A 25,040-nucleotide genomic window follows, 5' to 3' on the forward strand; every position below is an offset into this window, starting at 1 on the left:
TAAAAGGCGTATCTTCTCGCGGATATTTCATGCTGGTAACTGGAAACAGCCATTTTTAATGATGCTGCGGAGTTCATTGTGATTCAACCGTTGTTTGATTTTTCAGCTTATTTTAAATTTTTCATTGGATTATTTGCGCTGGTAAACCCGGTTGGCATTATTCCGGTCTTCATTAGTATGACCAGTTACCAGACGGCGGCGGCACGTAACAAAACCAATCTGACAGCTAACCTCTCTGTGGCCATTATTCTGTTGACCTCGCTGTTTCTCGGCGACGCGATTTTGCAGGTCTTCGGCATTTCCATTGATTCCTTTCGTATTGCCGGTGGGATTCTGGTCGTCACTATTGCCATGTCTATGATTAGCGGCAAACTTGGTGAGGATAAACAGAACAAACAAGAAAAATCAGAAACGGCAATTCGCGAGAGTATTGGCGTAGTACCGTTAGCATTGCCTCTGATGGCAGGGCCTGGCGCCATCAGCTCAACTATTGTCTGGGGAACGCGTTATCATACTATCGCTCATTTTTTGGGGTTTTCGATTGCCATTGCGCTTTTTGCGCTGTGCTGCTGGGGGATTTTTCGTATGGCGCCCTGGCTGGTGCGTTTGCTCGGGCAAACGGGGATTAACGTGATTACCCGTATTATGGGGTTGCTGCTGATGGCGTTAGGGATCGAATTTATTGTCACCGGGATAAAGGCGTTGTTTCCCGGACTGGTGAATTAACTCGCGCCTCCAGGCGCGGGAACATCGTTCAGTATTTGCTCATCATGTGAAAAACATATTACAAAGCCTGATTTTCCGGTCTGTGATATTATTTTGCAATGATTTGATATTCTTATTTATTATCAATTAGTTATATTTATTTGGCGTATAATCCTGTCCCGTTACTCACATTAAACAGCGTTATTTTCTTCACATCATTCTCTGATGCTTGCCGTCAGTTAATTGAAATGATATTAGTAATTTCGCTAATGAAGCAGATGAATGTGCTAAATAATGAGCGATTGTTAATGATTTGTGTAAAAAATAGCCTTTTTAGCGATATTTAGTATAAAAAATAAGCATCTTATTGTATCTATATGATAAAAATCGATTTATATCTCTGTTGTTTGCCCGGCGAGTTGGCGGTTTTATCCACGGGAAGACGACAAAAGAGAATTCGGTAACATATTTGCAAATTCCATTGGCGGACAATAACGGGTTTTGATACTTTCCGCCGTGATCGTTAACTGAACTGATATGAGAATGAGAATTTTTATTAAATAGATCATTGCAAATTAACATTACCCCGGACAGGGGAAGAATCGACGTTAAGGTTGCCATTTGAGCTGCCGTAATAAATAAGTCGGTGATAGCAAGCAGTACTCTCTGACAGCAGCATAAACTCCTGCACTGTTCAGAATCCAGAAAGAGAAAACAGGCTGGTTAAATAGCCAGTAATTATAATGAGTGGAGTAATAACACAATGACCATCATCACGAAAAAAAGCCTGGTAGCCGCAGCGGTCTTCTCTGCGTTAATTACCGCCAACGCTGCCATGGCAGCAGATGTGCCAGCAGGGGTTCAACTGGCGGAACAACAAACGCTGGTGCGTAACAATGGCTCGGAAGTTCAGTCCCTTGACCCGCACAAAATTGAAGGTGTGCCGGAGTCTAATATTAGCCGTGATTTATTCGAAGGATTATTGGTGAGTGACCTTGATGGTCATCCGGTCGCAGGCGTTGCGGAAAAATGGGAAAATAAGGATTTTAAAGTCTGGACCTTCCATCTACGTAAAGATGCGAAGTGGTCAGATGGTTCACCGGTAACCGCGCAAGATTTCGTTTATAGCTGGCAGCGTCTGGTCGATCCGAAAACCGCTTCGCCTTATGCAAGCTATCTGCAGTATGGTCATGTGGCCAACGTTGATGACATTATCAGCGGCAAAAAACCGATTACTGATCTGGGCGTAAAAGCGCTGGACGATCACACTTTTCAAGTGACGCTCAGCGAGCCGGTACCATACTTTTATAAACTTCTGGTTCACTCGTCTCTTTCACCCGTACCGAAATCCGTTATTGATAAATTTGGTGAGAAGTGGACTCAACCGGCCAATATTGTCAGTAACGGCGCATATAAATTAAAAGATTGGGTGGTTAACGAACGTATTGTGCTGGTGCGTAATACGAATTACTGGAATAACGCCAAAACCGTTATTAATCAGGTCACTTATCTGCCGATCTCTTCAGAAGTCACCGACGTCAACCGCTATCGCAGCGGTGAAATCGATATGACCTATAACAACATGCCGATTGAATTGTTCCAGAAACTGAAAAAAGAGATCCCGAAAGAAGTTCACGTCGATCCCTATCTGTGCACCTATTACTATGAAATTAACAACCAGAAAGCGCCGTTTACCGATGTTCGCGTACGTACCGCGCTGAAACTGGCGCTGGATCGCGACATTATTGTCAACAAAGTGAAAAACCAGGGCGATCTGCCGGCCTATAGCTACACGCCTCCTTACACTGACGGTATGAAACTGATTAAGCCGGAGTGGTTCAAGTGGTCACAGGAAAAACGTAACGAAGAAGCAAAAAAATTACTGGCTGAAGCCGGTTATACCGCCAGTAAACCGCTGACGTTCAACTTACTCTATAACACTTCCGATCTGCATAAAAAACTGGCGATCGCCGTGGCGTCTATCTGGAAGAAAAACATTGGCGCAAATGTGAAGCTGGAGAATCAGGAATGGAAAACCTTCCTTGATAATCGCCACCAGGGAACCTTTGATGTTGCGCGCGCTGGCTGGTGTGCGGACTACAATGAACCGACTTCTTTCCTCAATACCATGTTAAGCGACAGCTCAAACAATACCTCACACTATAAGAGCCCGGCCTTCGACAAAATTATTGCTGAAACCCTGCAAACCAACGATGAAGCACAACGCGCAGATCTCTATGCCAGGGCTGAGCAACAGCTGGATAAAGACTCTGTCATCGTACCGGTCTTTTATTACGTTAACGCTCGCCTGGTTAAGCCGTGGGTAGGGGGGTATACCGGCAAAGATCCGCTGGATAATACGTATACAAGAAACATGTACATTGTGAAGCACTAATGGCAATACGTGGGGTGGGTATTTTTGCCCGCCCCGCGGTGTCTTATTTGATCGCACTATTGAAGGCACACTCGCCAGAAGGTATGGGCAATGTTGAAATTTATCTTACGTCGCTGTCTTGAAGCGATTCCGACGCTTTTTATTCTAATTACAATCTCGTTCTTCATGATGCGTCTCGCACCGGGTAGTCCGTTTACCGGTGAACGCACGTTACCGCCGGAAGTGATGGCGAATATTGAAGCAAAATATCATTTAAACGACCCTATCATGACCCAGTACTTCAATTATCTGAAGCAACTGGCGCATGGCGATTTCGGTCCTTCGTTTAAATATAAAGATTATTCGGTAAACGATCTGGTCGCTGCCAGTTTCCCGGTATCGGCTAAGTTAGGCTTCGCCGCGTTTGCTCTGGCGGTTCTGCTTGGCGTCACTGCCGGGGTTATTGCCGCCCTGAAGCAAAATACGAAATGGGATTTTGCTGTGATGGGCATCGCGATGACCGGGGTGGTGATACCCAGTTTTGTAGTCGCGCCGTTATTGGTAATGATATTCGCTATTACGCTGCACTGGCTGCCGGGCGGCGGCTGGAACGGGGGAGCCATACAATATATGATCCTGCCGATGGTCGCGCTTTCACTGGCCTATATTGCCAGCATCGCACGTATCACCCGCGGCTCCATGATTGAGGTTCTGCACTCTAACTTTATTCGTACCGCACGGGCGAAAGGCTTGCCGATGCGCACGATCGTCTTGCGCCACGCATTAAAGCCTGCGCTACTGCCGGTGCTTTCTTATATGGGACCCGCCTTCGTCGGCATTATTACCGGCTCGATGGTTATCGAAACCATTTATGGCCTGCCGGGAATCGGTCAACTGTTCGTCAACGGCGCGCTGAACCGCGATTACTCGCTGGTACTCAGCCTGACCATTCTGGTTGGCGCATTGACCATTCTGTTTAACGCGATCGTTGATGTGCTGTATGCCGTTATCGATCCGAAAATTCGTTACTGACGCTGGGGTTCGCCATAATGTTAAGTAAGAAAAACAGCGAGGCGCTGGAAAACTTCAGTGAAAAACTGGAAGTCGAGGGACGTAGCCTCTGGCAGGATGCTCGCCGCCGCTTTATGCATAACCGCGCAGCAGTCGCCAGCCTGATTGTGCTGGTGCTCATTGCGTTGTTTGTCATCATTGCGCCGATGGTATCGCCATTTTCCTATTACGATACCGACTGGGGCATGATGTCCAGTGCGCCTGATATCGCATCGGGCCACTACTTTGGCACCGATTCGTCCGGCCGCGACCTGCTGGTGCGGGTGGCGATCGGTGGACGTATTTCATTAATGGTCGGCGTTGCTGCTGCGCTGGTGGCGGTAATTCTGGGGACGCTGTACGGTTCGCTTTCCGGTTATCTGGGCGGGAAAGTGGATTCGGTGATGATGCGCCTGCTGGAAATCCTCAACTCCTTCCCGTTTATGTTCTTCGTTATTTTGCTGGTGACCTTCTTTGGCCAGAATATCCTGCTGATTTTCGTCGCCATTGGTATGGTGTCCTGGCTGGATATGGCGCGTATCGTTCGCGGCCAGACCCTGAGCCTGAAGCGCAAAGAGTTTATTGAAGCCGCGCAGGTTGGCGGGGTGTCAACGGGCAATATTGTGATCCGCCATATTGTACCTAACGTTCTTGGCGTGGTGGTGGTGTATGCCTCGTTGCTGGTTCCGAGCATGATTCTGTTTGAGTCATTTTTAAGCTTCCTCGGTCTGGGTACTCAGGAACCGCTAAGTAGCTGGGGCGCTCTGCTCAGCGATGGTGCGAACTCAATGGAAGTCTCGCCGTGGCTGCTACTGTTTCCTGCCGGTTTCCTGGTGGTAACGTTGTTTTGTTTTAACTTTATCGGCGATGGCCTGCGTGATGCCCTCGACCCGAAAGACCGCTAAGGAGCGCCGTCATGAGCACGATTGAAACGGCAAAAACGCCGCAGGCAGCATCACATTCCGGGCTGCTGCTGGATGTGAAAGATCTGCGCGTCACCTTTGGCACGCCCGATGGCGATGTGACCGCAGTCAACGACCTCAACTTTACGCTGCAAGCTGGGGAAACCTTAGGCATTGTCGGCGAGTCTGGTTCCGGTAAGTCGCAAACGGCTTTTGCGCTGATGGGACTGCTGGCGGCAAACGGTCGCATCGGCGGTTCAGCAACCTTTAACGGCGAGCAGATCCTGAATCTTCCTGAGCACGAACTGAATAAACTGCGCGCGAAGCAGATTTCAATGATTTTCCAGGATCCGATGACATCACTCAATCCGTATATGCGGGTCGGCGAACAGTTGATGGAAGTCCTGATGCTGCATAACGCGATGAGCAAAGCCGAAGCATTTGAAGAGTCGGTGAAAATGCTGGATGCGGTAAAAATGCCGGAGGCGCGCAAACGGATGAAAATGTATCCGCATGAATTCTCCGGTGGGATGCGTCAGCGCGTCATGATCGCGATGGCGCTGTTGTGTCGGCCTAAACTGCTGATTGCGGATGAACCGACAACCGCGCTGGACGTGACCGTACAGGCGCAAATAATGACGCTTCTGAATGAGCTTAAGCACGAGTTCAATACCGCAATCATCATGATTACCCACGATCTCGGCGTTGTTGCCGGGATCTGCGACAAGGTACTGGTGATGTATGCCGGACGAACTATGGAATATGGTCTGGCGCGAGACGTCTTTTATCACCCGTCGCATCCATACTCTATTGGTCTGCTCAATGCGGTTCCGCGACTGGATGCGGAAGGCGATGCCTTGTTAACGATTCCGGGCAACCCGCCAAACCTGCTGCGTTTACCGAAGGGCTGCCCGTTCCAGCCGCGTTGCCCGCATGCGACGGAGATTTGTAATAACGCTCCGCCTCTGGAGGCGTTTGCACCAGGCCGCTTGCGTGCCTGCTTTCAACCGGTGGGGGATTTGCTATGAACGCCGTGACGGAACAAAGAAAAGTCCTGCTCGAAATTGCCGATCTGAAAGTGCATTTTGATATTAAAGACGGCAAACAGTGGTTCTGGCAACCGTCGAAAACGCTGAAAGCGGTCGATGGTGTCACCCTGCGCCTTTATGAAGGTGAAACGCTCGGCGTCGTCGGGGAGTCTGGCTGTGGGAAATCAACCTTTGCGCGGGCGATTATTGGTCTTGTAAAGGCTACTGGCGGCAAAGTCGCCTGGCTGGGTAAAGATTTATTGGGATTAAAAGCGGAAGAATTACGTGCTGTGCGCAGCGATATTCAGATGATATTCCAGGATCCGCTGGCGTCATTGAATCCGCGTATGACGATCGGGGAAATTATTGCCGAGCCGTTGCGTACCTACCATCCCAGAATGCCACGTCAGGAAGTTCGTGATCGCGTTAAAGCGATGATGATGAAAGTGGGTTTGCTACCGAACCTGATTAACCGCTATCCGCACGAATTTTCTGGTGGCCAGTGCCAGCGTATCGGTATTGCACGTGCCCTGATCCTTGAGCCGAAGTTGATTATCTGCGATGAACCGGTTTCGGCGCTGGATGTATCGATTCAGGCACAGGTGGTGAACCTGTTGCAGCAGTTGCAGCGGGAGATGGGATTATCGCTGATTTTTATTGCCCACGATCTGGCGGTGGTCAAGCATATCTCTGACCGGGTACTGGTCATGTACCTGGGGCATGCTGTAGAACTGGGAACCTACGACGAGGTGTACCATAATCCACTGCATCCTTATACAAAAGCGTTAATGTCGGCAGTGCCGGTTCCGGACCCGGATATCGAAAGGAATAAAACGATCCAACTGCTGGAAGGGGAATTGCCCTCGCCGATAAACCCGCCATCGGGATGCGTATTTCGTACGCGTTGTCCACTGGCCGGACCGGAGTGCGCAAAAACGCGACCGGTTCTGGAGGGAAGTTTCCGACACGCCGTTTCCTGCCTGAAGGTAGACCCGCTATAATCTCCGGGGCTGGCGTGAGTCAGCCCTTTTCTTTTGCGAGGTGAACGTGGCGTTGAACATCTGTACCGCTCGTCTGCGGCTGTATCATCTACTCTTCGATCAAAATCGGCGTTCCGGCCGGCATTTTGAGGGGTTATGCGGTGTTTTTGCACTGCTTAGCGTGCTGGTGATATTTATCGAGTCCGGACTGGGGACGCAATATCATCTGACGTCAGATGAATGGCATATTTTCGTCTGGCTTGAGATTATCGTTACTGTGGTTTTTACCCTTGAATATCTGCTGCGCCTGATCACTTGGCCGAATCCAGTGAAATATGTTTGCAGCTTCTGGGGAATAATTGATTTAGCGACGATTTTGCCGCTGTACGTTATGTGGCTATGGCCAGAGATTAGTCTTGAATATGTTTTTGCGTGGCGGGCGATGCGCGCGATTCGTGCGTTGCGTATTCTTAAACTACTGCGTTTTATGCCGTCGTTGAATATTTTCTGGGCCGCGATTGTTAGTGCTCGTCATCAACTGATCCTGTTTTACTCATTTATTGCCATCGTAATGGTGATTTTTGGTGCGCTGATGTACCTGATTGAGGGACCGCAGTACGGTTTTACTACACTAAATGCGTCAGTTTATTGGGCGATTGTGACAATAACCACGGTGGGGTATGGCGATATTACGCCGCATACGCCGCTGGGGCGCATTCTGGCCTCAATACTTATTTTAATTGGCTACTCGATTATTGCGATTCCGACCGGCCTGATTACAACGCATATGACACTGGCGTTTCAGAATCGTCGAACTCAGCGTCGGTGTTCGAATTGCCAGCATAATATGCACGATAAAAGCGCGCGTTACTGTAACGCCTGCGGAAGTGAACTGCCGAAGTAGACAGGCAAACCAGCATATCTACGTAAACGACCTGCTGCAGGTGGAGGGCAGGGGGTGGTTTCACTCACCCCCACGCATTATATATGGCTACTGGCTGGTGAAAGAACTTATTCGCGCCATAGAATATGGCAAAGCTTGTGGCTTTTTTCGCGGCACAGCAGCACCCGGGCAAAAATATCGTTAATCTCGCCACCATCTTCATCTGCCAGCCCAATAACCACTTCAGCAAAAAAGTCAGGATTGAGATCAAAATCAACGTGTTCTTCCCAGTCGGGTGCCGGGTCAAACAGTTCAGCGCCGCCGCGTTCTTCAAACTGTAAATTAAACAGAATGACATCTGCCGGATCGAGGTTGTCGACAGCCAGCTCAAGGAAGATGTCGTAAGCCTGTTCAAGTGTTTCGTCTTCGGTCAGGCGGTTGTTTAAATCCATATCCATGATTGCTACCCAATAAACATCTGATTGGCATGTTTTACAGTAACGGACTGAAGAAGTAAAACAGTCGCTCGGCGATCCGCTGCCAGAGAGGACGTTTTAACCACAATCTGGCGTCAAGCAGGCGCGAGCGGGAGATATAATCGTCCTGTACCGCGGCCAGGTCGCCACCAAACCCGACATCATCAATCACCAGCGTAATTTCGAAGTTAAGCCACAGGCTACGCATATCAAGGTTAACGGTTCCAACCAGACTGAGCTCGCCGTCAACCAGCACACTTTTGGTATGCAACAGGCCGCCTTCAAATTGATAGATTTTCACGCCGGCAGCCAGCAGTTCGGTAAAGAAGGCGCGGCTGGCCCAACCCACAAGCAACGAATCGTTCTTACGCGGCAAAATGATGCTGACATCAACGCCGCGTTGGGCTGCGGTGCAGATGGCATGCAGCAGATCGTCGCTGGGCACAAAGTAGGGGGTTGTCATGATCAAGTGCTCTTTAGCCGCATAAGCGGCGGTGAGCAGTGCCTGGTGGATCAAGTCTTCAGGGAAGCCGGGTCCTGAGGCGATGGTGTGAATAGTATGCCCGCTGGCCTCTTCGAACGGCATGATATTAACATCTGGCGGCGGCGGTAAAATGCGCTTTCCGGTTTCAATTTCCCAGTCGCAGGAATAGACAATTCCCATGGCTGTCGCTACCGGGCCTTCCATTCTCGCCATCAGATCAATCCACTGGCCGACGCCGGAGTCCTGTTTAAAGAAGCGTGGATCAACCAGATTCATACTGCCGGTATAGGCAATATAATTGTCGATCATAACCATCTTGCGATGCTGACGCAGATCCATACGACGCAGAAAGACACGCATCAGATTAACTTTCAGCGCCTCAACAACGTCGATTCCCGCATTACGCATCATAGCGGCCCAGGGACTGCGGAAAAAGGCAACGCTCCCGGCAGAGTCGAGCATTAACCGGCAGTGTACGCCGCGTCTTGCCGCCGCCATTAATGACTCCGCGACTTTATCGGCCATACCGCCAGGCTGCCAGATATAGAACACCATCTCAATATTGTGACGCGCGAGCTGAATGTCGCGAATTAAGGCCTGCATGACATCATCGGATTCGGTGAGTAGCTGGAGCTGATTGCCCTTAACACCGGCAATTCCCTGGCGGTGTTCGCAGAGCTTAAATAATGATTCGGCGACCGGGCTATTCTCATCAGCAAAGATATGTTTACAGGCTTTGAGATCCTTTAACCATTTCGCCGTCGACGGCCACATTGCGCTTGCGCGTTCGGCCCGGCGCTTGCCCAGATGCAGTTCGCCAAACGACAGATAAGCAATAATCCCCACCAGAGGTAGAATATAGATGATAAGTAGCCACGCCATTGCTGACGGGACTGCGCGTCTTTTCATTAATATACGTAATGTTACACCAGCGATCAGTAGCCAGTATCCGAGTATGACCAGCCAGTTAACCACCGTGTAAAAGGTTGTCATAGATGAAAAATCCTTTTGAATGACTTTATGTCATGAGTTTACGCATCAGCATCCATCTGGCAAATAAAAACGCAGCGAAAGCGTTGGTCACCCGGATTCATGGGTCTATAATGCAGGCTGTTTTTCACTCGTAGAGTAGTAGCAATGAAGCGTAGTAGAACGGAAGTAGGGCGCTGGCGCATGCTAAGACAGGTGAGTCGCCGTAAAACACGCTGGCTGGAAGGCCAATCGCGCCGGAATATGCGTATCCTCGCCATCAGAAAAGAGCTGGTTAAACGGCAGCGTCACTCTTTGCTGTTCACCTTCTCTGAGTTTTGAAAGGCGAAACAAAAGGCACCGCTTGCGGTGCCTGCATCGGTAGATTATTGACCAGATAATGGTCAGAAAGGCCCTGACTGAAAATGGGCCTTACTGTATTACCGAGGACCGGGTCCTTGGGAGTGACCGCCGCCAGGTCCTCCTGGAGGGAGAATACACCCGGAAAGCGACACCGCTCCGCAAAGCACAAAAACTAACAGCACAATTTTTTTCATAAAAACTCCTTAATCAGGGATATTAATTCCAAATCATAAATGTGAATATTTTATGGAGAAGCCATAATTATCTCGCGTCAGGTGCATCTAATAGGACTAATCCGTGATAAAACTGACCGGGAAAGGCACCAACAACGATAACCAGGGTAATCGCGGGGCGGGCTGCAAAACTCAGGAATGGATTTAGAGTGGCCGGGAATTTCTGACTGGCGCTTTTGCGCTGACAGACAGCCTCATGGTCGACAGGCCGGGTCGTCAATCCGTCGGGACAGAGTGCTAAACTCGCGTGACATAATCACAACATGATGCGGCACGATGCTTGCCCGGTGATGTGCGTCAGAAAAAGAAGTGGGCGCAGTGTGACATGTATCTAAACGCGCCCTTTCAATTGCATGCGTAGATGAAATCTGCGCCAGGTCTCTGATCGTTATTGTTTTCCTGGATTATCAAAATACCTTTTTGTAAGGCTTAACAGAGACTTTCTGATAAACACCGGCCGCGATATACGGGTCGTCATTGGCCCAGGATTGCGCCGCCTCCAGTGATTCAAACTCCGCGATCACGGTTGAACCGGTAAAGCCAGCCGCACCGGGCTCATTACTGTCTACAGCAGGCATTGGGCCGGCGGTCAGCAAACGCCCCTCATCATGTAACAGTTGCAAACGCGCCAGGTGGGCGGGGCGTACCGATGTTCTTTTTTCCAGAGAGTCGGCAATATCTTCAGCGTAGATAACGTAAAGCACGGCATGGCTCCTTATCAATAAATTGGCGAGTTACGTTAAGTTAAACCGGCGTTGACTGCAATGCAAAGATACGCGTATGCCTCAGAATGCCATGTTCTGGGGATTTTTTCAGAAAAGCGGGCAAATTTTAACGCAAGTTAGCAACCCTGGTTGAATATGATTACTATTTGCATTTAAAATCGGAACATCATTTTTCAACAGAAACAATTATGAGCGCAATGACCTTTGATTTACCTCGTCGCTTTCCGTGGCCCACGCTACTGTCCGTGGCTATCCATGGCGGTGTTGTCGCGGCGTTGCTTTATACATCGGTACATCAGGTTATTGAACGGCCTTCGCCATCACAGCCTATCGAGATTACGATGGTGGCTCCGGCAGATCTGGAGCCGCCCGCGGCCGCCCAGCCGGTAGTTGAACCCGTTGTGGAGCCAGAACCTGAACCCGAACCCGAAGTGATGCCGGAACCGCCTAAAGAGGCGCCGGTTGTTATCCATAAACCCAAGCCGAAACCAAAGCCAAAACCGAAACCGAAACCGGAAAAAAAGGTCGAACAGCCTAAGCGTGATGTGAAGCCTGCGGAAACCCGTTCGGCCTCGCCCTTTGAGAGCCAAAATACGGCACCTGCGCGTACTGCGCCGAGTACGTCTACAGCGGCGGCGAAGCCCACCGTAACGGCGCCAACCGGCCCTCAGGCATTACGCCGGGGTAAACCTGTATACCCTCCGCGCGCTCAGGCACTGCGTATCGAGGGATCGGTGAGGGTTAAGTTTGATGTTACGGCAGATGGTCGCGTGGATAACGTGCAGATCCTTTCCGCTCAACCCGCCAATATGTTTGAACGTGAAGTGAAAAACGCTTTACGTAAATGGCGTTATCAAGCGGGTAAACCGGGTACCGGAATCACCATGACCATTCAGTTCCGTCTCAAAGGCGTGGACATGAATTAATGGTGTGAAATCAGGCCACCCTCAGGAAATAAGGGAGGCCTGTCAACCTGTACTAATAAATCATTTGCTGATCCTTGAGACGTGGTGACATGTCTGGCAAGCAGGCTGAGAGATCACATTGAGCAGGTACACAATCAGCAACCGCAAACGCTGGGCCTCTTTTTGTTGACCGTTCACCCCCGGTGTGACACAGGGCGCGGCGTTACGGCGCCTTCTCCATCAATACCTCATCCAGCGCTTTCTGTGCGGTCACCAGATGTTGCCCGCCAAACAGAATCGCGCGATTCAGCAAGGTATAGAGCTGATAAAGGGGTTGACGTTCAAGGAACCCGGACGGCAGTGGTGAAACGGATTGGTAGCCATCATAAATTTGGGCCGGCTGTTCAGGATGTAGCGGCAGCATTGCCAGATCGCACTCTCTATCCCCCCAATAGCAGGCTGGATCGAAAATATAAGGCCCGTTTGGCCCGAGCGCGCAGTTACCGGACCATAAATCACCGTGGAGCAATGATGGCTGAGGTTGATGATTACTCAGCCGCTGTTGGACGGCGTTGACGAGGCTATCAATATTGCCAAAACGTAGGCCTTTTTCGGCAGCCAGTTCCAGTTGCCAGCCGATACGCTGCTCGGCGAAGAAGGTGGACCAGCGGCGCTGCCAGGCATTTGGTTGGGGAGTGGTGGAAAGGTGGTTATCGAAATCCAGGCCAAACTGGGGTTGATCGCTCCATTGATGTAAACGTGCAATTTGCTGGCCTAACAGGAAAGCGTTATGCGCATCCAGAGGGCGAGGCGGGAGATATTCCATGACCAGGAAACTGTAATCCCGATCGCTGCCAACAGCAAAAACCTGGGGCACATTAACGGTTTTACTGCGCGACAAGAGCTCGAGTTGATCGGCCTCGGCGGTAAATATGGGCAAAAGCTCCCGTTCGTCGCATTTTACGAAGTAATCCCGCCCGCCGAAGCGTAAATGCCAGGCTGCGTGAATCTCCCCCCCTGGTAGTTCACTGCGCAGTTCGATTTCAGCTGCTTCGCTGTGCCAGTCGCGTAACAAATTGCTGATAGCTTGCCACATGCTGTCTCTCCCCATGTTTTCCAACATTTCATAAGGTTAGCGCATAATCCGAGTGTAAAATTCGAACTGACGCACAACTGAACGTTTTCTGTTGCGCTAATCGCACTTATTGATCTTGTACCCACGCTAAACGTGAAAGCAGGCCAAAAGCATTGATCCCGGATATGTGAAGATTTTCGTCATCTTCATATAAGGCAACGTTAGTCTGGCGAAAAATACGACGACTTATCCTGCCAATGTAATGATTATTTATATCCGTAACAGTGGCGAAATACGTAATAATTGTGCTCCTTACTTTTAGCACGGTGTTATCCATGGATTTTTTAGCATAGACCATCGTGATGATTTGGCGACTCCCGCCGACGTGACAGCGGGAATCAAGAGACTAACGACCGCGCAGGTAGTCGTAGATTTTTTGCGTATTTTCCAGCGAGCAAAGTCGGGTACCCTGATTTATTGTTGCGGCGCTCCCCGCTGCAACACCAAAGCGAACCATATCTTCGAGCGAGGCGTTTTCCGCCAGCCGTAAGGTCATTGCGCCGACCATACTGTCCCCGGCGCCGACGGTACTCTGGCTTTTCATTGGCGGCGGTACGACCTGGACGCAGCCGTCCGCATCAACGCCTAAAGCCCCCTGCGGACCCAGTGAAACGACGACCCGATGGGCTTTTCCCGAGTCGATTAACTGTTGTGCGGCCTTGCGCACATCATCAGGCTGGCTGAGATCGCGTTGCACAAGGGCGCTAAGTTCTTTCTGATTCGGTTTTACCAGTTCAATATTGCCGACTTCAAGGGCCGCGGCGAGCGCCTCACCGGAGCTATCCACAATGCAGCGCAAGCCATGCTGTTGCGCATTTTTGACTAACTGCCGCAGGTTATCGACGCTAATCCCTGGGGGCAGGCTCCCGCTGATGACTAACAGTGAGCCGGGCGTGAGCATGAGAACTTTTTCCTCAAGCAGATGGAACTCCTCCTTAGTTAATGCTGCGCCCGGCATCACGAAACGATACTGCTCACCGCTGGCGTTGACATGTACATGAAGATTCTGCCGTGTCCAGTCTGCCGCTTCTACCGTGTCCACCGGGACATGCTCACCCATCAGCAGTGTCGTCAGGTGTTCACCGGTGGCGCCGCCGACCGGGAAGATCGCGGTAGCGCTGCCGCCAAGAAAGGTAATCGCCCGCGCGACATTAATGCCGCCACCGCCAGGCTCAAACACAGGGGCGCTACAGCGTAACTTGCCTTCAGGATACATTTGCGGTGTTTGCGTAGCGCTGTCGAGAGAGGGGGCGAGCGTGAGCGTATAGATTTTGGTCATCCGATTTCCTCCATAATACGGGACTGCCACACTGTTTTTAAACCATAGCCGTCAACAGGGGCGAGAGAAGTCAATGTTAAGGATATGCATAAACGTTGCTGTTTTTATCTTTATGAACGAAAAATTGTTTTGAGAAGCGTCTTATACAAAAAATGAAATAGTAATTGATTGCTAAGTTAATCGTGCTTTTTTATAATTTACTCCCTTTCTTAGGGTCGACAATCAACGATCCTCGCGAAAGTTTCCGGGACCTTTCGAGTCTCCTTTTATGTGTACGGACTTTAAATTAAATGAAGCTTTTAAAGACAGTACCCGCAGCAGTCATGCTGGCGGGAGGGCTTTTTGCGTCTGCATGCGCAATCGCCGATGATTCCGTTTTTACTGTCATGGATGACCCTTCCACAGCCAAAAAACCTTTCGAAGGTACTGTTAATGCCGGCTATCTGGCGCAGTCCGGCAATACGAAAAGTTCCTCGATGACCGCGGACTCCACTTTGACCTGGTATGGTGGCACCACTGCATGGTCGTTGTGGGGGAATGCCAGCAATACCTCTTCAAACGATGAGCGTTCTTCAGAAAAGTACGCGGTTGGTGGGCGTAGCCGTTATAATCTGACTGACCAGAATTATCTTTTTGGTCAGGCAAGCTGGCTGACGGATCGTTATAACGGTTATCAGCAACGTGATGTGCTAACCGCAGGTTATGGTCGACAGGTTCTGAATGGCCCGATTTATAGTTTGCGTGTTGAATTTGGTCCTGGCGTACGTTATGACGAGTATACCGATGGCGATGACAAAACCCGGCCGCTGGGCTACGCATCAGGAACATGGGCGTGGCAGATGACGGATAACACCAAATTTACGCAGGGTGTCTCGGTATTCGGATCTGACGATACGACGCTGAACTCAGAAAGCGCATTAAACGTTGCTATCAATGCACATTTTGCTCTCAAAGTGGCCTATAACCTGACGTGGAACTCTCAGCCTCCTTCTTCAGCTCCGGAACATACTGACCGGCGCACGACAGTGTCGCTTGGATATAAAATGTAGTATTTTCAGGCCGGATTTTCCGGCCTGATCGTTTTAACATATAGCAATGTATAGTGTTATTATTTCTGGTCTCTTGTTTTGTCTTTTATAAAAAGAACGGGCCTGTATGCATTCCACGTAATCATTTTTTGCTAACCAATGCAGAGTTAATTTGACACAAAAAGACAACTATTTCCTCGGACAAAAATGTGATTTGGATCTATACTGGACAACAGTGGAGAAGCGGTTTTTTCCATGTTATTACCTGTAATAAATAAGAGAATAACTATCATGAGAAATAGCAAAATCGCACTGGCGGCAACAATGTTGTGCATGATATCTTTCGGCGCATTCGCTGCCACCCCGTTGCCCCAACCGGATGACAATCACCATACGCCAATCGGTATCGCTAAAGCCACCGATGTTGAAGCGGGCTCCAATATTGCGCCGGGTTCGCAATCAACCGGTCAGTCAATGAATGATGCATTTGATGTGCATAAGCTTGTAGCGGGTGAATGGTCCTGATATTCGACGGTAATCTATTTTATATTTGCGTATTTTTTCTGGCGATAAGCAGGTTAAAGATGTAGCCGCAGGCTTTTCGCATTTTTAATGTCAGATATTTATAGTGTCTATTGCTATTTTTTTTGCGATTGGGATTGTGTGCTATTATTCTCTTGATGGCGCAATGTTAACATAATTATCCAGCAATTTTTATTTCTCAATCAATAATAGCTATTGATACTCTAAATGATTCGAGTTTCAGAACAAAACGGTTAACCGTTTTGGACCCGCACTTGCGCGGGCCCTGCCTGTCGCGGGCCGGGGATGGGGCGAGTATTGCCAACGCACCGCAGCTTGAAATATGACGGGGATGACCTCACGTGACTTTAATCACACAGTAATGATGTGTAAACTAACCGTTGGTGTTATCAACGAGCGGCTGCAGGTGGGGGCGAATCGGGAAACGGTCGCAAACATACTTTCGCAGAGTGAAGCGGGAACTGGGTCTGAACTTGTTGATAATTATGATTATATTGTTTTGTATGTGCTCTTTCGTGTGGGGCACCACTGCAAATAAGGACATGAAATGCCTGTAATTACGCTTCCTGATGGCAGCCAACGCCATTTTGATCATGCTGTGAGCCCGATGGATGTTGCTCTGGATATCGGTCCGGGTCTGGCGAAAGCCACGATTGCTGGCCGTGTCAACGGCGAGCTGGTTGACGCCTGTGATCCCATTGAAAACGACGCAACGTTATCTATCATCACCGCTAAAGATGAAGATGGTCTTGAGATTATTCGTCACTCCTGCGCACACCTTTTGGGGCATGCGATTAAACAGCTGTGGCCAAATACCAGGATGGCGATCGGTCCGGTTGTCGACAATGGTTTCTATTATGATGTCGATCTGGACCATACCCTGACCCAGGAAGATATCGATGCGCTCGAAAAACGTATGCACGAGCTCGCCGAGAAAAACTATGATGTCATCAAGAAGAAAGTCAGCTGGCACGAAGCGCGTGAAACCTTTGTGAATCGCGGTGAGAGCTATAAAGTCTCTATTCTTGATGAAAATATTGCGCATGATGACAAACCTGGTTTGTATCATCACGAAGAATATATCGACATGTGCCGCGGGCCGCACGTGCCGAATATGCGTTTCTGTCATCATTTCAAATTAATGAAGACCGCGGGAGCGTACTGGCGCGGCGACAGCAACAATAAAATGCTGCAGCGTATCTACGGCACCGCCTGGGCAGATAAAAAATCGCTGAACGCCTATCTGCAGCGTCTTGAAGAAGCTGCAAAGCGTGATCACCGTAAAATCGGTAAGCAGCTTGACCTGTATCATATGCAGGAAGAGGCCCCGGGCATGGTGTTCTGGCACAATGACGGCTGGACTATCTTCCGTGAACTGGAAACGTTCGTGCGTTCTAAGCTGAAAGAGTACCAGTATCAGGAAGTTAAAGGCCCGTTTATGATGGACCGTGTGCTATGGGAAAAAACCGGCCACTGGGACAACTATAAAGATGCGATGTTCACCACGTCTTCTGAGAACCGTGAATATTGCATCAAGCCGATGAACTGTCCGGGGCACGTACAGATTTTCAACCAGGGGCTGAAATCCTACCGCGATCTGCCATTGCGTATGGCTGAATTCGGGAGTTGCCATCGTAACGAGCCTTCAGGCGCGCTGCATGGTCTGATGCGCGTACGTGGCTTTACTCAGGATGATGCGCATATCTTCTGTACGGAAGATCAGGTGCGTGATGAAGTGAACGCCTGTATTCGTATGGTCTACGATATGTACAGTACCTTTGGCTTCGATAAGATCGTCGTCAAACTGTCAACGCGTCCGGAAAAACGTATCGGTAGCGATGAAACATGGGATCGCGCTGAAGCGGATCTGGCGGTGGCGCTGGAAGAAAATAACATCCCGTTTGAATATCAACTGGGTGAGGGCGCATTTTATGGCCCGAAAATTGAATTTACGCTGTATGATTGCCTCGATCGTGCCTGGCAGTGCGGTACTGTACAGCTGGACTTCTCCCTGCCGCAGCGTTTAAGCGCCTCTTATGTTGGTGAAAATAACGAACGACAGGTTCCTGTAATGATTCACCGCGCTATTCTTGGTTCTCTGGAGCGTTTTATCGGCATCCTGACCGAAGAATTTGCGGGCTTCTTCCCAAGCTGGCTTGCGCCAGTCCAGGTCGTGGTCATGAATATTACGGATTCTCAGGCTGAATACGTTAACGAATTGACGCGTAAACTACAAAATGCGGGCATTCGCGTAAAAGCGGACTTGAGAAATGAGAAGATAGGCTTTAAAATCCGCGAGCATACTTTACGTCGTGTCCCGTATATGTTGGTCTGTGGCGACAAAGAAGTCGAAGCCGGCAAAGTGGCCGTGCGCACACGTCGCGGGAAAGACCTCGGCAGCATGGACGTAAATGAAATGATTGAGAAGCTGCAACAAGAAATTCGCAGCCGCAGTCTTCAACAACTGGAGGAATAAGGTATTAAAGGCGGAAAACGAGTTCAAACGGCACGTCCGAATCGTATTAATGGCGAGATTCGCGCCCAGGAAGTTCGCTTAACAGGTCTGGAAGGTGAGCAACTGGGTATTGTGAGTCTGAGAGAAGCTATCGAAAAGGCTGAAGAGGCTGGAGTAGACTTAGTTGAAATCAGCCCTAACGCCGAACCGCCAGTTTGTCGTATAATGGACTACGGCAAGTTCCTTTATGAAAAGAGTAAGTCTTCCAAGGAACAGAAGAAAAAGCAAAAAGTTATTCAGGTTAAGGAAATCAAATTCCGACCTGGCACCGATGATGGCGATTACCAGGTAAAACTCCGCAGCCTGGTTCGCTTTCTGGAAGATGGCGATAAGGCCAAAATCACACTGCGTTTTCGTGGTCGTGAAATGGCCCACCAACAGATCGGTATGGAAGTGCTTAACCGCGTCCGTGACGATCTGAGTGAACTGGCAGTAGTCGAATCCTTCCCAACGAAGATCGAAGGCCGCCAGATGATCATGGTGCTCGCTCCTAAGAAGAAACAGTAAGGCCTTCAAGTAGCAATACCCGTGGTGCCTGTTATGGGTTCCGCGGGCGTTGTTCGCCTCAGTTTCGTTAATTAACAATGCGAAGTGGAAGTTATTAAAATGCCAAAAATTAAGACCGTACGCGGTGCTGCTAAGCGCTTCAAAAAAACCGGTAAAGGTGGTTTTAAGCACAAGCACGCTAACCTGCGTCATATTCTGACTAAAAAAGCTACTAAGCGTAAACGTCATCTGCGTCCGAAAGCCATGGTATCCAAAGGCGATCTGGGCCTGGTCATCGCGTGCCTGCCGTACGCATAAGTCGTTAACCCTTTTAACTTTTTAATTAGAATAGATACAGGAGAGCACATATGGCTCGCGTAAAACGTGGTGTAGTTGCCCGTGCACGTCACAAGAAAATTTTGAAACAAGCTAAAGGCTACTACGGTGCGCGTTCTCGCGTATACCGCGTTGCCTTCCAGGCTGTTATCAAAGCAGGTCAGTATGCTTACCGTGACCGTCGTCAACGTAAGCGTCAGTTCCGTCAACTGTGGATTGCGCGTATCAACGCAGCAGCACGTCAGAACGGTATTTCTTACAGCAAATTCATCAACGGCCTGAAAAAAGCCTCTGTTGAAATCGACCGTAAGATCCTGGCTGATATCGCCGTGTTCGACAAATTAGCGTTCTCCGCGCTGGTCGAAAAAGCGAAAGCAGCACTGGCATAAGCCAGTTGAAAGAGGGGGCTAGTCTCCCTCTTTTCGTTTCAGGAGTAGCAATACATTGACTTTTATAACCGTAAGCCTTTCAATACGGCCTTACGTTTCTTACCAGACAAGGTAACGCAAGCATGAATGCTGCTATTTTCCGTTTCTTTTTTTACTTTAGCACCTGAACGCAGGAGGCTAGCGCGTGAAAGAAGAAACGGAAAACAGCGCCCTGAAGCCTCCCAAGTGGAGGCTTTTTTTTACTCGTCGTATTCCAGGTTGCAAATGCGTTGCTGGCGATCGTTCACCCCGATCATGTGGTTATTATGTCAATGTCCGGGGGCGCACTCCTTCGCCGCTTGCCTGCAACTCGAACGACAGAGTAATGGTGTACAGCACAGATAAATTTAGTCCAACGAACCGGTGTCTGCACCGACACAATGAGGAAAACCATGTCACATCTCGCAGAGCTGGTTGCCAGTGCGAAGGCAGCCATTAACGAGGCATCAGATGTTGCTACGCTGGATAATGTCCGCGTGGAATACCTGGGGAAGAAAGGGCAGTTAACCCTTCAGATGACAACCCTGCGTGAGCTGCCTGCTGAAGAGCGTCCGGCAGCCGGTGCGGTTATCAACGAAGCCAAAGAGCAGGTTCAGCAGGCGCTAAATGCGCGTAAAGCTGAGCTCGAAAGCGCGGCGCTCAATGCCCGTCTGGCCGCTGAGACTATCGATATCTCTCTGCCAGGACGTCGTATCGAAAACGGCGGTCTGCATCCGGTTACCCGTACCATCGACCGCATTGAAAGTTTCTTCGGTGAGCTTGGCTTTACCGTTGCGACCGGCCCGGAAATTGAAGATGATTACCACAACTTCGATGCCTTAAACATTCCCGGTCACCATCCGGCACGCGCTGACCACGACACTTTCTGGTTTGATGCCACCCGCCTTCTGCGCACGCAGACATCAGGCGTGCAGATTCGCACCATGGCTAACCAACAGCCGCCGATCCGCATTATTGCGCCTGGCCGCGTGTATCGTAACGACTACGATCAAACTCACACCCCAATGTTCCACCAAATGGAAGGACTGATCGTTGATACGAATATCAGCTTCACCAACCTGAAGGGAACGCTGCACGATTTTTTGCGTAACTTCTTTGAAGAAGATCTGCAAATTCGTTTTCGTCCGTCCTATTTCCCGTTTACTGAACCGTCTGCCGAAGTGGATGTCATGGGTAAAAATGGTAAATGGCTGGAAGTGCTCGGCTGCGGCATGGTGCATCCGAATGTACTACGCAATGTCGGTATTGATCCAGAAATCTACTCTGGCTTTGCTTTCGGCATGGGCATGGAGCGGTTGACGATGCTGCGCTACGGCGTAACCGACTTACGCGCATTCTTCGAAAACGATCTGCGTTTCCTCAAACAGTTTAAATAAGGGCAGGACAGAACAATGAAATTCAGTGAACTGTGGTTACGCGAGTGGGTGAACCCGGCTATCGATAGCGCAGCGCTTGCAGAACAGATAACCATGGCCGGGCTCGAAGTGGATGGCGTAGAGCCCGTAGCGGGAAGCTTTAATGGCGTTGTTGTGGGGGAGGTGGTTGAATGCGCGCAGCACCCCAATGCCGATAAACTGCGGGTAACGAAAATCAACATCGGTGGCGAACGTCTGCTGGACATCGTTTGCGGCGCGCCAAACTGCCGTCAGGGCCTGAAGGTCGCCGTTGCGACCATTGGCGCGGTTCTGCCGGGCGATTTCAAAATTAAAGCAGCTAAACTACGCGGTGAGCCGTCAGAAGGAATGCTGTGCTCGTTCTCCGAACTGGGGATTTCCGACGACCATAGCGGCATCATCGAGTTGCCTGCCGATGCGCCGCTGGGGACCGACATCCGCGAATACCTGAAGCTGGACGATAACGCCATCGAAATCAGCGTGACGCCGAACCGCGCGGACTGTCTGGGGATTATCGGCGTGGCACGCGATGTGGCGGTACTTAACAAAGCACCGCTGAATATGCCAGAAATCACGCCGGTTGCGGCGACCATTGATGATGTTCTGCCCATTCAGGTTGAAGCCACGGATGCATGTCCGCGCTATCTGGGGCGCGTAGTAAAAGGTATTAATGTCAGCGCGCCGACGCCGCTGTGGATGAAAGAGAAACTGCGCCGTTGTGGTATCCGCTCTATTGACGCAGTGGTTGATGTGACCAACTATGTGCTACTCGAACTGGGCCAGCCGATGCACGCATTCGACAAAGATCGCATTGAAGGCGGGATTGTCGTACGTATGGCGCATGCAGGAGAAACCCTGGTGCTGCTGGACGGTTCCGAGGCGACGCTGGATACCGACACCCTGGTTATTGCTGACCATCAGAAAGCGCTGGCAATGGGCGGGATCTTCGGCGGTGAGCATTCCGGTGTGAATGGGGAAACGCAAAACGTTCTGCTGGAATGTGCTTTCTTTAGCCCACTGTCTATTACCGGTCGTGCGCGTCGCCACGGTCTGCATACGGATGCTTCCCACCGCTATGAACGCGGTGTGGACCCGGCGTTGCAGTACAAAGCAATGGAGCGCGCCACCCGTTTGTTGATCGATATTTGCGGTGGTGAAGCCGGTCCGGTTATCGACGTTACAAATGAGGCGACGCTGCCTGAACGGGCGCGCATTACATTGCGCCGTAGCAAGCTGGATCGTCTGATCGGGCATCACATTTCGGATGAGCTGGTGGGTGATATTCTGCGCCGTCTTGGCTGTGAAGTGGCAGAAGGTCAGGATGAGTGGAAAGCGGTTGCGCCGAGCTGGCGTTTCGACATGGAGATTGAAGAAGACCTGGTCGAAGAAGTGGCGCGCGTGTATGGCTACAATAACATTCCTGACAAGCCGATTCAGGCAGGTTTAATCATGGGTAGCCATCGTGAAGCCAGCTTGTCGCTGAAACGTGTGAAAACCATGCTTAATGACAAAGGTTATCAGGAAGTGATCACCTATAGCTTTGTCGATCCGAAGGTTCAGCAACTGTTACATCCGGGGGAAGAGGCGCTGATTCTACCAAGCCCGATCTCCATAGAGATGTCGGCCATGCGTCTTTCACTGTGGACCGGTCTGTTGTCAACCGTGGTCTATAACCAGAACCGGCAGCAGAATCGTGTGCGCATCTTCGAAACCGGTCTGCGTTTTGTGCCGGATACCCAGGCATATCTGGGTATTCGTCAGGATCTGATGCTGGCGGGCGTCATTTGCGGCAACCGCTATGAAGAACACTGGAATCTGGCGAAAGAGACCGTTGATTTTTATGATCTGAAAGGCGATCTGGAGGCGGTGCTGGAACTCACCGGTAAACTGGCCGACATTCAGTTCAGGGCGGAAGCGAATCCGGCACTGCATCCAGGCCAGTCGGCAGCGATTTATCTGAAAGGTGAACGCATTGGTTTTATTGGGGTTGTTCATCCCGAACTGGAACGTAAACTGGATCTGAACGGTCGCACTTTGGTATTTGAACTGGAGTGGAACAAGCTTGCAGACCGCGTGGTGCCTCAGGCGCGCGAGATTTCTCGCTTCCCGGCTAACCGTCGTGACATCGCTGTTGTTGTGGCGGAAAATGTGCCGGCAGCCGATGTTTTAGCCGAGTGTAAGAAAGTTGGCGTAAATCAGGTAGTTGGCGTAAACTTATTTGACGTGTACCGCGGTAAAGGTGTGGCGGAAGGCTTTAAGAGTCTTGCGATTAGCCTAATCCTCCAGGATACCAGCCGTACACTCGAAGAAGAGGAGATTGCCGCTACCGTCGCCAAATGTGTAGAGGCATTGAAAGAGCGATTCCAGGCATCATTGAGGGATTGAACCTATGGCGCTTACAAAAGCTGAAATGTCAGAATATCTGTTTGATAAGCTTGGGCTTAGCAAGCGGGATGCTAAAGAGCTGGTAGAGTTGTTTTTCGAAGAGGTCCGTCGCGCTCTGGAAAACGGTGAGCAGGTAAAACTCTCCGGGTTCGGCAACTTCGATTTGCGTGATAAGAACCAACGCCCGGGTCGTAATCCGAAAACGGGAGAGGATATTCCAATCACAGCCCGGCGAGTTGTGACGTTCAGACCCGGTCAGAAGCTAAAAAGCCGTGTCGAAAATGCGTCACCCAGAGACAAATAATCTGAACTAACCAAAAAGGCCGCTATGCGGCCTTTTTTCTTTTCTTTGCTGAATACAGTAAAATCAATCACATTCCTGTTGTGGATTTCGGAATCTATGCTGATTTTTGCTCAAATTCAACGGCGTCATAACTGGCGATGGCTTGCCGGATTAACGCTGTTGTTGTTGATAACGTCAATCATCAGCCTGTGCGCAGGCGACCAGTGGATAGGCCCTGGCGAATGGTTCAGCGCCAAAGGCGAGCTTTTTATCTGGCAGATCCGTCTGCCGCGGACGCTGGCTGTTTTGCTGGTCGGCGCCGCGCTGGCGCTTTCGGGGGCGGTTATGCAGGCGTTGTTTGAAAACCCGCTGGCCGAACCAGGGCTGCTGGGGGTTTCCAACGGTGCCGGGGTGGGCTTGATTGCAGCCGTTTTGTTGGGCAAAGGGTGGCTGCCCGACTGGGCTCTGGGGCTGTGCGCGATCATGGGGGCGCTGATCATCACCTTTATTTTACTGCGCTTCGCCAGGCGGCATTTATCAACCAGTCGTCTGCTGCTGGCGGGCGTTGCGCTCGGCATTATTTGTAGCGCGCTGATGACCTGGGCGGTCTATTTTTCCACGTCGTTTGATCTTCGCCAACTGATGTACTGGATGATGGGCGGTTTTGGCGGCGTTGACTGGCAACAGCTATGGTTGATGCTGGCGTTATTACCGGTGTTGGCCTGGGTGTGCCTGCAATCGCAGCCGCTGAATTTATTGGCGCTGGGGGAGGTTTCTGCTCGCCAGTTGGGATTGCCGCTGGCGCTGTGGCGTAACCTGCTGGTAATCACCACGGGCTGGCTGGTGGGCGTCAGCGTGGCGCTGGCCGGGGCAATTGGTTTTATCGGTCTGGTTATTCCGCATATTCTGCGTTTATGCGGTTTGAGCGATCATCGCGTGCTGCTCCCGGCCTGTCTGTTAGCGGGAGCCAGCGCACTGCTGGTGGCCGACATTGTCGCGCGTCTGGCGCTGCCGGCGGCGGAGTTACCTATCGGTGTGGTCACCGCTACGCTGGGGGCGCCGGTGTTTGTCTGGTTATTATTGAAATCTGCGCGTCCGCAATGATAGGTCAACGCTTCCCCCGCAGGCGCTGCGCCTGTGGGGGAAAAACG

At 50.5% G+C, this 25,040-nt stretch carries 25 protein-coding genes and 1 other annotated feature; of the genes, 20 read left to right on the forward strand and 5 right to left on the reverse strand.

Features of this window, described 5'->3' with window-relative positions:
- The first annotated feature begins 78 nt into the window (after positions 1–78).
- From FE839_RS08330 to FE839_RS08365, 7 genes are all read left to right on the forward strand, one after another.
- Positions 79–726: a YchE family NAAT transporter gene (locus tag FE839_RS08330; protein WP_138360355.1), complete on the forward strand. Its 648-nt coding sequence runs from the start codon at positions 79–81 to the stop codon at positions 724–726.
- A gap of 742 nt (positions 727–1,468) precedes the next feature.
- On the forward strand, positions 1,469–3,100 hold the full coding sequence (gene oppA / locus FE839_RS08340) for an oligopeptide ABC transporter substrate-binding protein OppA (RefSeq protein WP_138360357.1): 1,632 nt from the start codon (positions 1,469–1,471) through the stop codon (positions 3,098–3,100).
- A gap of 90 nt (positions 3,101–3,190) precedes the next feature.
- Positions 3,191–4,111 (forward strand): oligopeptide ABC transporter permease OppB, encoded by a 921-nt coding sequence (gene oppB / locus FE839_RS08345; RefSeq protein ID WP_138360358.1) that lies wholly within the window; start codon positions 3,191–3,193, stop codon positions 4,109–4,111.
- A gap of 14 nt (positions 4,112–4,125) precedes the next feature.
- Positions 4,126–5,034, forward strand: a complete 909-nt coding sequence (oppC, locus tag FE839_RS08350; RefSeq protein WP_138360359.1) for an oligopeptide ABC transporter permease OppC — start codon at positions 4,126–4,128, stop codon at positions 5,032–5,034.
- Between the two features lie 11 nt (positions 5,035–5,045).
- Positions 5,046–6,059, forward strand: coding sequence for an ABC transporter ATP-binding protein (oppD, locus tag FE839_RS08355; protein WP_138360360.1), 1,014 nt, complete (start codon positions 5,046–5,048; stop codon positions 6,057–6,059).
- On the forward strand, positions 6,056–7,060 hold the full coding sequence (oppF, locus tag FE839_RS08360) for a murein tripeptide/oligopeptide ABC transporter ATP-binding protein OppF (RefSeq protein ID WP_138360361.1): 1,005 nt from the start codon (positions 6,056–6,058) through the stop codon (positions 7,058–7,060). Before oppD ends, oppF begins: the two co-directional genes overlap by 4 nt.
- A gap of 58 nt (positions 7,061–7,118) precedes the next feature.
- Positions 7,119–7,943 carry an ion transporter gene (locus FE839_RS08365; RefSeq protein WP_395034199.1) on the forward strand — a complete coding sequence of 275 codons (825 nt, stop codon included), beginning with the start codon at positions 7,119–7,121 and terminating at the stop codon, positions 7,941–7,943.
- A 107-nt stretch (positions 7,944–8,050) separates the two neighbouring features.
- Here FE839_RS08365 and FE839_RS08370 read toward each other — a convergent pair whose 3' ends face one another.
- Positions 8,051–8,380: an HI1450 family dsDNA-mimic protein gene (locus FE839_RS08370; RefSeq protein WP_138360363.1), complete on the reverse strand. Its 330-nt coding sequence runs from the start codon at positions 8,378–8,380 to the stop codon at positions 8,051–8,053.
- Between the two features lie 34 nt (positions 8,381–8,414).
- Complete coding sequence (cls, locus tag FE839_RS08375) at positions 8,415–9,875, reverse strand: cardiolipin synthase (protein WP_138360364.1); 1,461 nt, start codon at positions 9,873–9,875, stop codon at positions 8,415–8,417.
- 144 nt (positions 9,876–10,019) lie between these two features.
- On the opposite strand from cls, the gene FE839_RS08380 reads away from it, so the two are divergent.
- A complete protein-coding gene (locus FE839_RS08380) occupies positions 10,020–10,193 on the forward strand; it encodes a YciY family protein (RefSeq protein ID WP_138360365.1) in 174 nt (57 codons plus the stop codon).
- 661 nt (positions 10,194–10,854) lie between these two features.
- On the opposite strand, the gene FE839_RS08385 is transcribed toward FE839_RS08380, so the two are convergent.
- Positions 10,855–11,151 (reverse strand): YciI family protein, encoded by a 297-nt coding sequence (locus tag FE839_RS08385; protein ID WP_004103089.1) that lies wholly within the window; start codon positions 11,149–11,151, stop codon positions 10,855–10,857.
- 218 nt (positions 11,152–11,369) lie between these two features.
- Here FE839_RS08385 and tonB point away from each other — a divergent pair, with 218 nt between their 5' ends.
- Entirely contained in the window at positions 11,370–12,098 is a 729-nt protein-coding gene (gene tonB, locus FE839_RS08390) for a TonB system transport protein TonB (protein WP_206665969.1), read from the forward strand.
- A gap of 202 nt (positions 12,099–12,300) precedes the next feature.
- Here tonB and FE839_RS08395 read toward each other — a convergent pair whose 3' ends face one another.
- Together FE839_RS08395 and pfkB are read right to left on the reverse strand one after the other, a co-directional pair.
- A complete protein-coding gene (locus tag FE839_RS08395; RefSeq protein ID WP_138360367.1) occupies positions 12,301–13,173 on the reverse strand; it encodes a fructosamine kinase family protein in 873 nt (290 codons plus the stop codon).
- A 385-nt stretch (positions 13,174–13,558) separates the two neighbouring features.
- Positions 13,559–14,491: a 6-phosphofructokinase II gene (gene pfkB / locus FE839_RS08400; RefSeq protein ID WP_138360368.1), complete on the reverse strand. Its 933-nt coding sequence runs from the start codon at positions 14,489–14,491 to the stop codon at positions 13,559–13,561.
- A gap of 290 nt (positions 14,492–14,781) precedes the next feature.
- Between pfkB and FE839_RS08405 the strand changes: the two genes are divergently transcribed.
- From FE839_RS08405 to btuC, 11 genes are all read left to right on the forward strand, one after another.
- Positions 14,782–15,540 carry a DUF481 domain-containing protein gene (locus FE839_RS08405; protein ID WP_138360369.1) on the forward strand — a complete coding sequence of 253 codons (759 nt, stop codon included), beginning with the start codon at positions 14,782–14,784 and terminating at the stop codon, positions 15,538–15,540.
- A gap of 270 nt (positions 15,541–15,810) precedes the next feature.
- Complete coding sequence (locus FE839_RS08410) at positions 15,811–16,044, forward strand: hypothetical protein (RefSeq protein ID WP_138360370.1); 234 nt, start codon at positions 15,811–15,813, stop codon at positions 16,042–16,044.
- A gap of 565 nt (positions 16,045–16,609) precedes the next feature.
- Positions 16,610–18,538: a threonine--tRNA ligase gene (thrS, locus tag FE839_RS08415; protein WP_138360371.1), complete on the forward strand. Its 1,929-nt coding sequence runs from the start codon at positions 16,610–16,612 to the stop codon at positions 18,536–18,538.
- 3 nt (positions 18,539–18,541) lie between these two features.
- Positions 18,542–19,084: a translation initiation factor IF-3 gene (infC, locus tag FE839_RS08420; protein WP_071845866.1), complete on the forward strand. Its 543-nt coding sequence runs from the start codon at positions 18,542–18,544 to the stop codon at positions 19,082–19,084.
- A gap of 99 nt (positions 19,085–19,183) precedes the next feature.
- On the forward strand, positions 19,184–19,381 hold the full coding sequence (rpmI, locus tag FE839_RS08425; protein WP_001124225.1) for a 50S ribosomal protein L35: 198 nt from the start codon (positions 19,184–19,186) through the stop codon (positions 19,379–19,381).
- A gap of 50 nt (positions 19,382–19,431) precedes the next feature.
- Complete coding sequence (gene rplT, locus FE839_RS08430; protein WP_138360372.1) at positions 19,432–19,788, forward strand: 50S ribosomal protein L20; 357 nt, start codon at positions 19,432–19,434, stop codon at positions 19,786–19,788.
- Between the two features lie 117 nt (positions 19,789–19,905).
- Positions 19,906–20,030, forward strand: a sequence feature (Phe leader region).
- On the forward strand, positions 19,911–19,955 hold the full coding sequence (gene pheM, locus FE839_RS24655; RefSeq protein WP_001386830.1) for a pheST operon leader peptide PheM: 45 nt from the start codon (positions 19,911–19,913) through the stop codon (positions 19,953–19,955). (Overlaps the previous feature by 45 nt.)
- A gap of 189 nt (positions 20,031–20,219) precedes the next feature.
- Entirely contained in the window at positions 20,220–21,203 is a 984-nt protein-coding gene (pheS, locus tag FE839_RS08440) for a phenylalanine--tRNA ligase subunit alpha (protein ID WP_138360374.1), read from the forward strand.
- 15 nt (positions 21,204–21,218) lie between these two features.
- A complete protein-coding gene (pheT, locus tag FE839_RS08445; protein ID WP_138360375.1) occupies positions 21,219–23,606 on the forward strand; it encodes a phenylalanine--tRNA ligase subunit beta in 2,388 nt (795 codons plus the stop codon).
- A gap of 4 nt (positions 23,607–23,610) precedes the next feature.
- Positions 23,611–23,910, forward strand: a complete 300-nt coding sequence (gene ihfA, locus FE839_RS08450) for an integration host factor subunit alpha (RefSeq protein WP_004102960.1) — start codon at positions 23,611–23,613, stop codon at positions 23,908–23,910.
- 96 nt (positions 23,911–24,006) lie between these two features.
- Entirely contained in the window at positions 24,007–24,993 is a 987-nt protein-coding gene (btuC, locus tag FE839_RS08455) for a vitamin B12 ABC transporter permease BtuC (protein WP_138360376.1), read from the forward strand.
- Positions 24,994–25,040: the final 47 nt, after the last annotated feature.

The sequence above is a fragment of the Klebsiella indica genome (assembly GCF_005860775.1).
Lineage (GTDB): Bacteria > Pseudomonadota > Gammaproteobacteria > Enterobacterales > Enterobacteriaceae > Klebsiella > Klebsiella indica.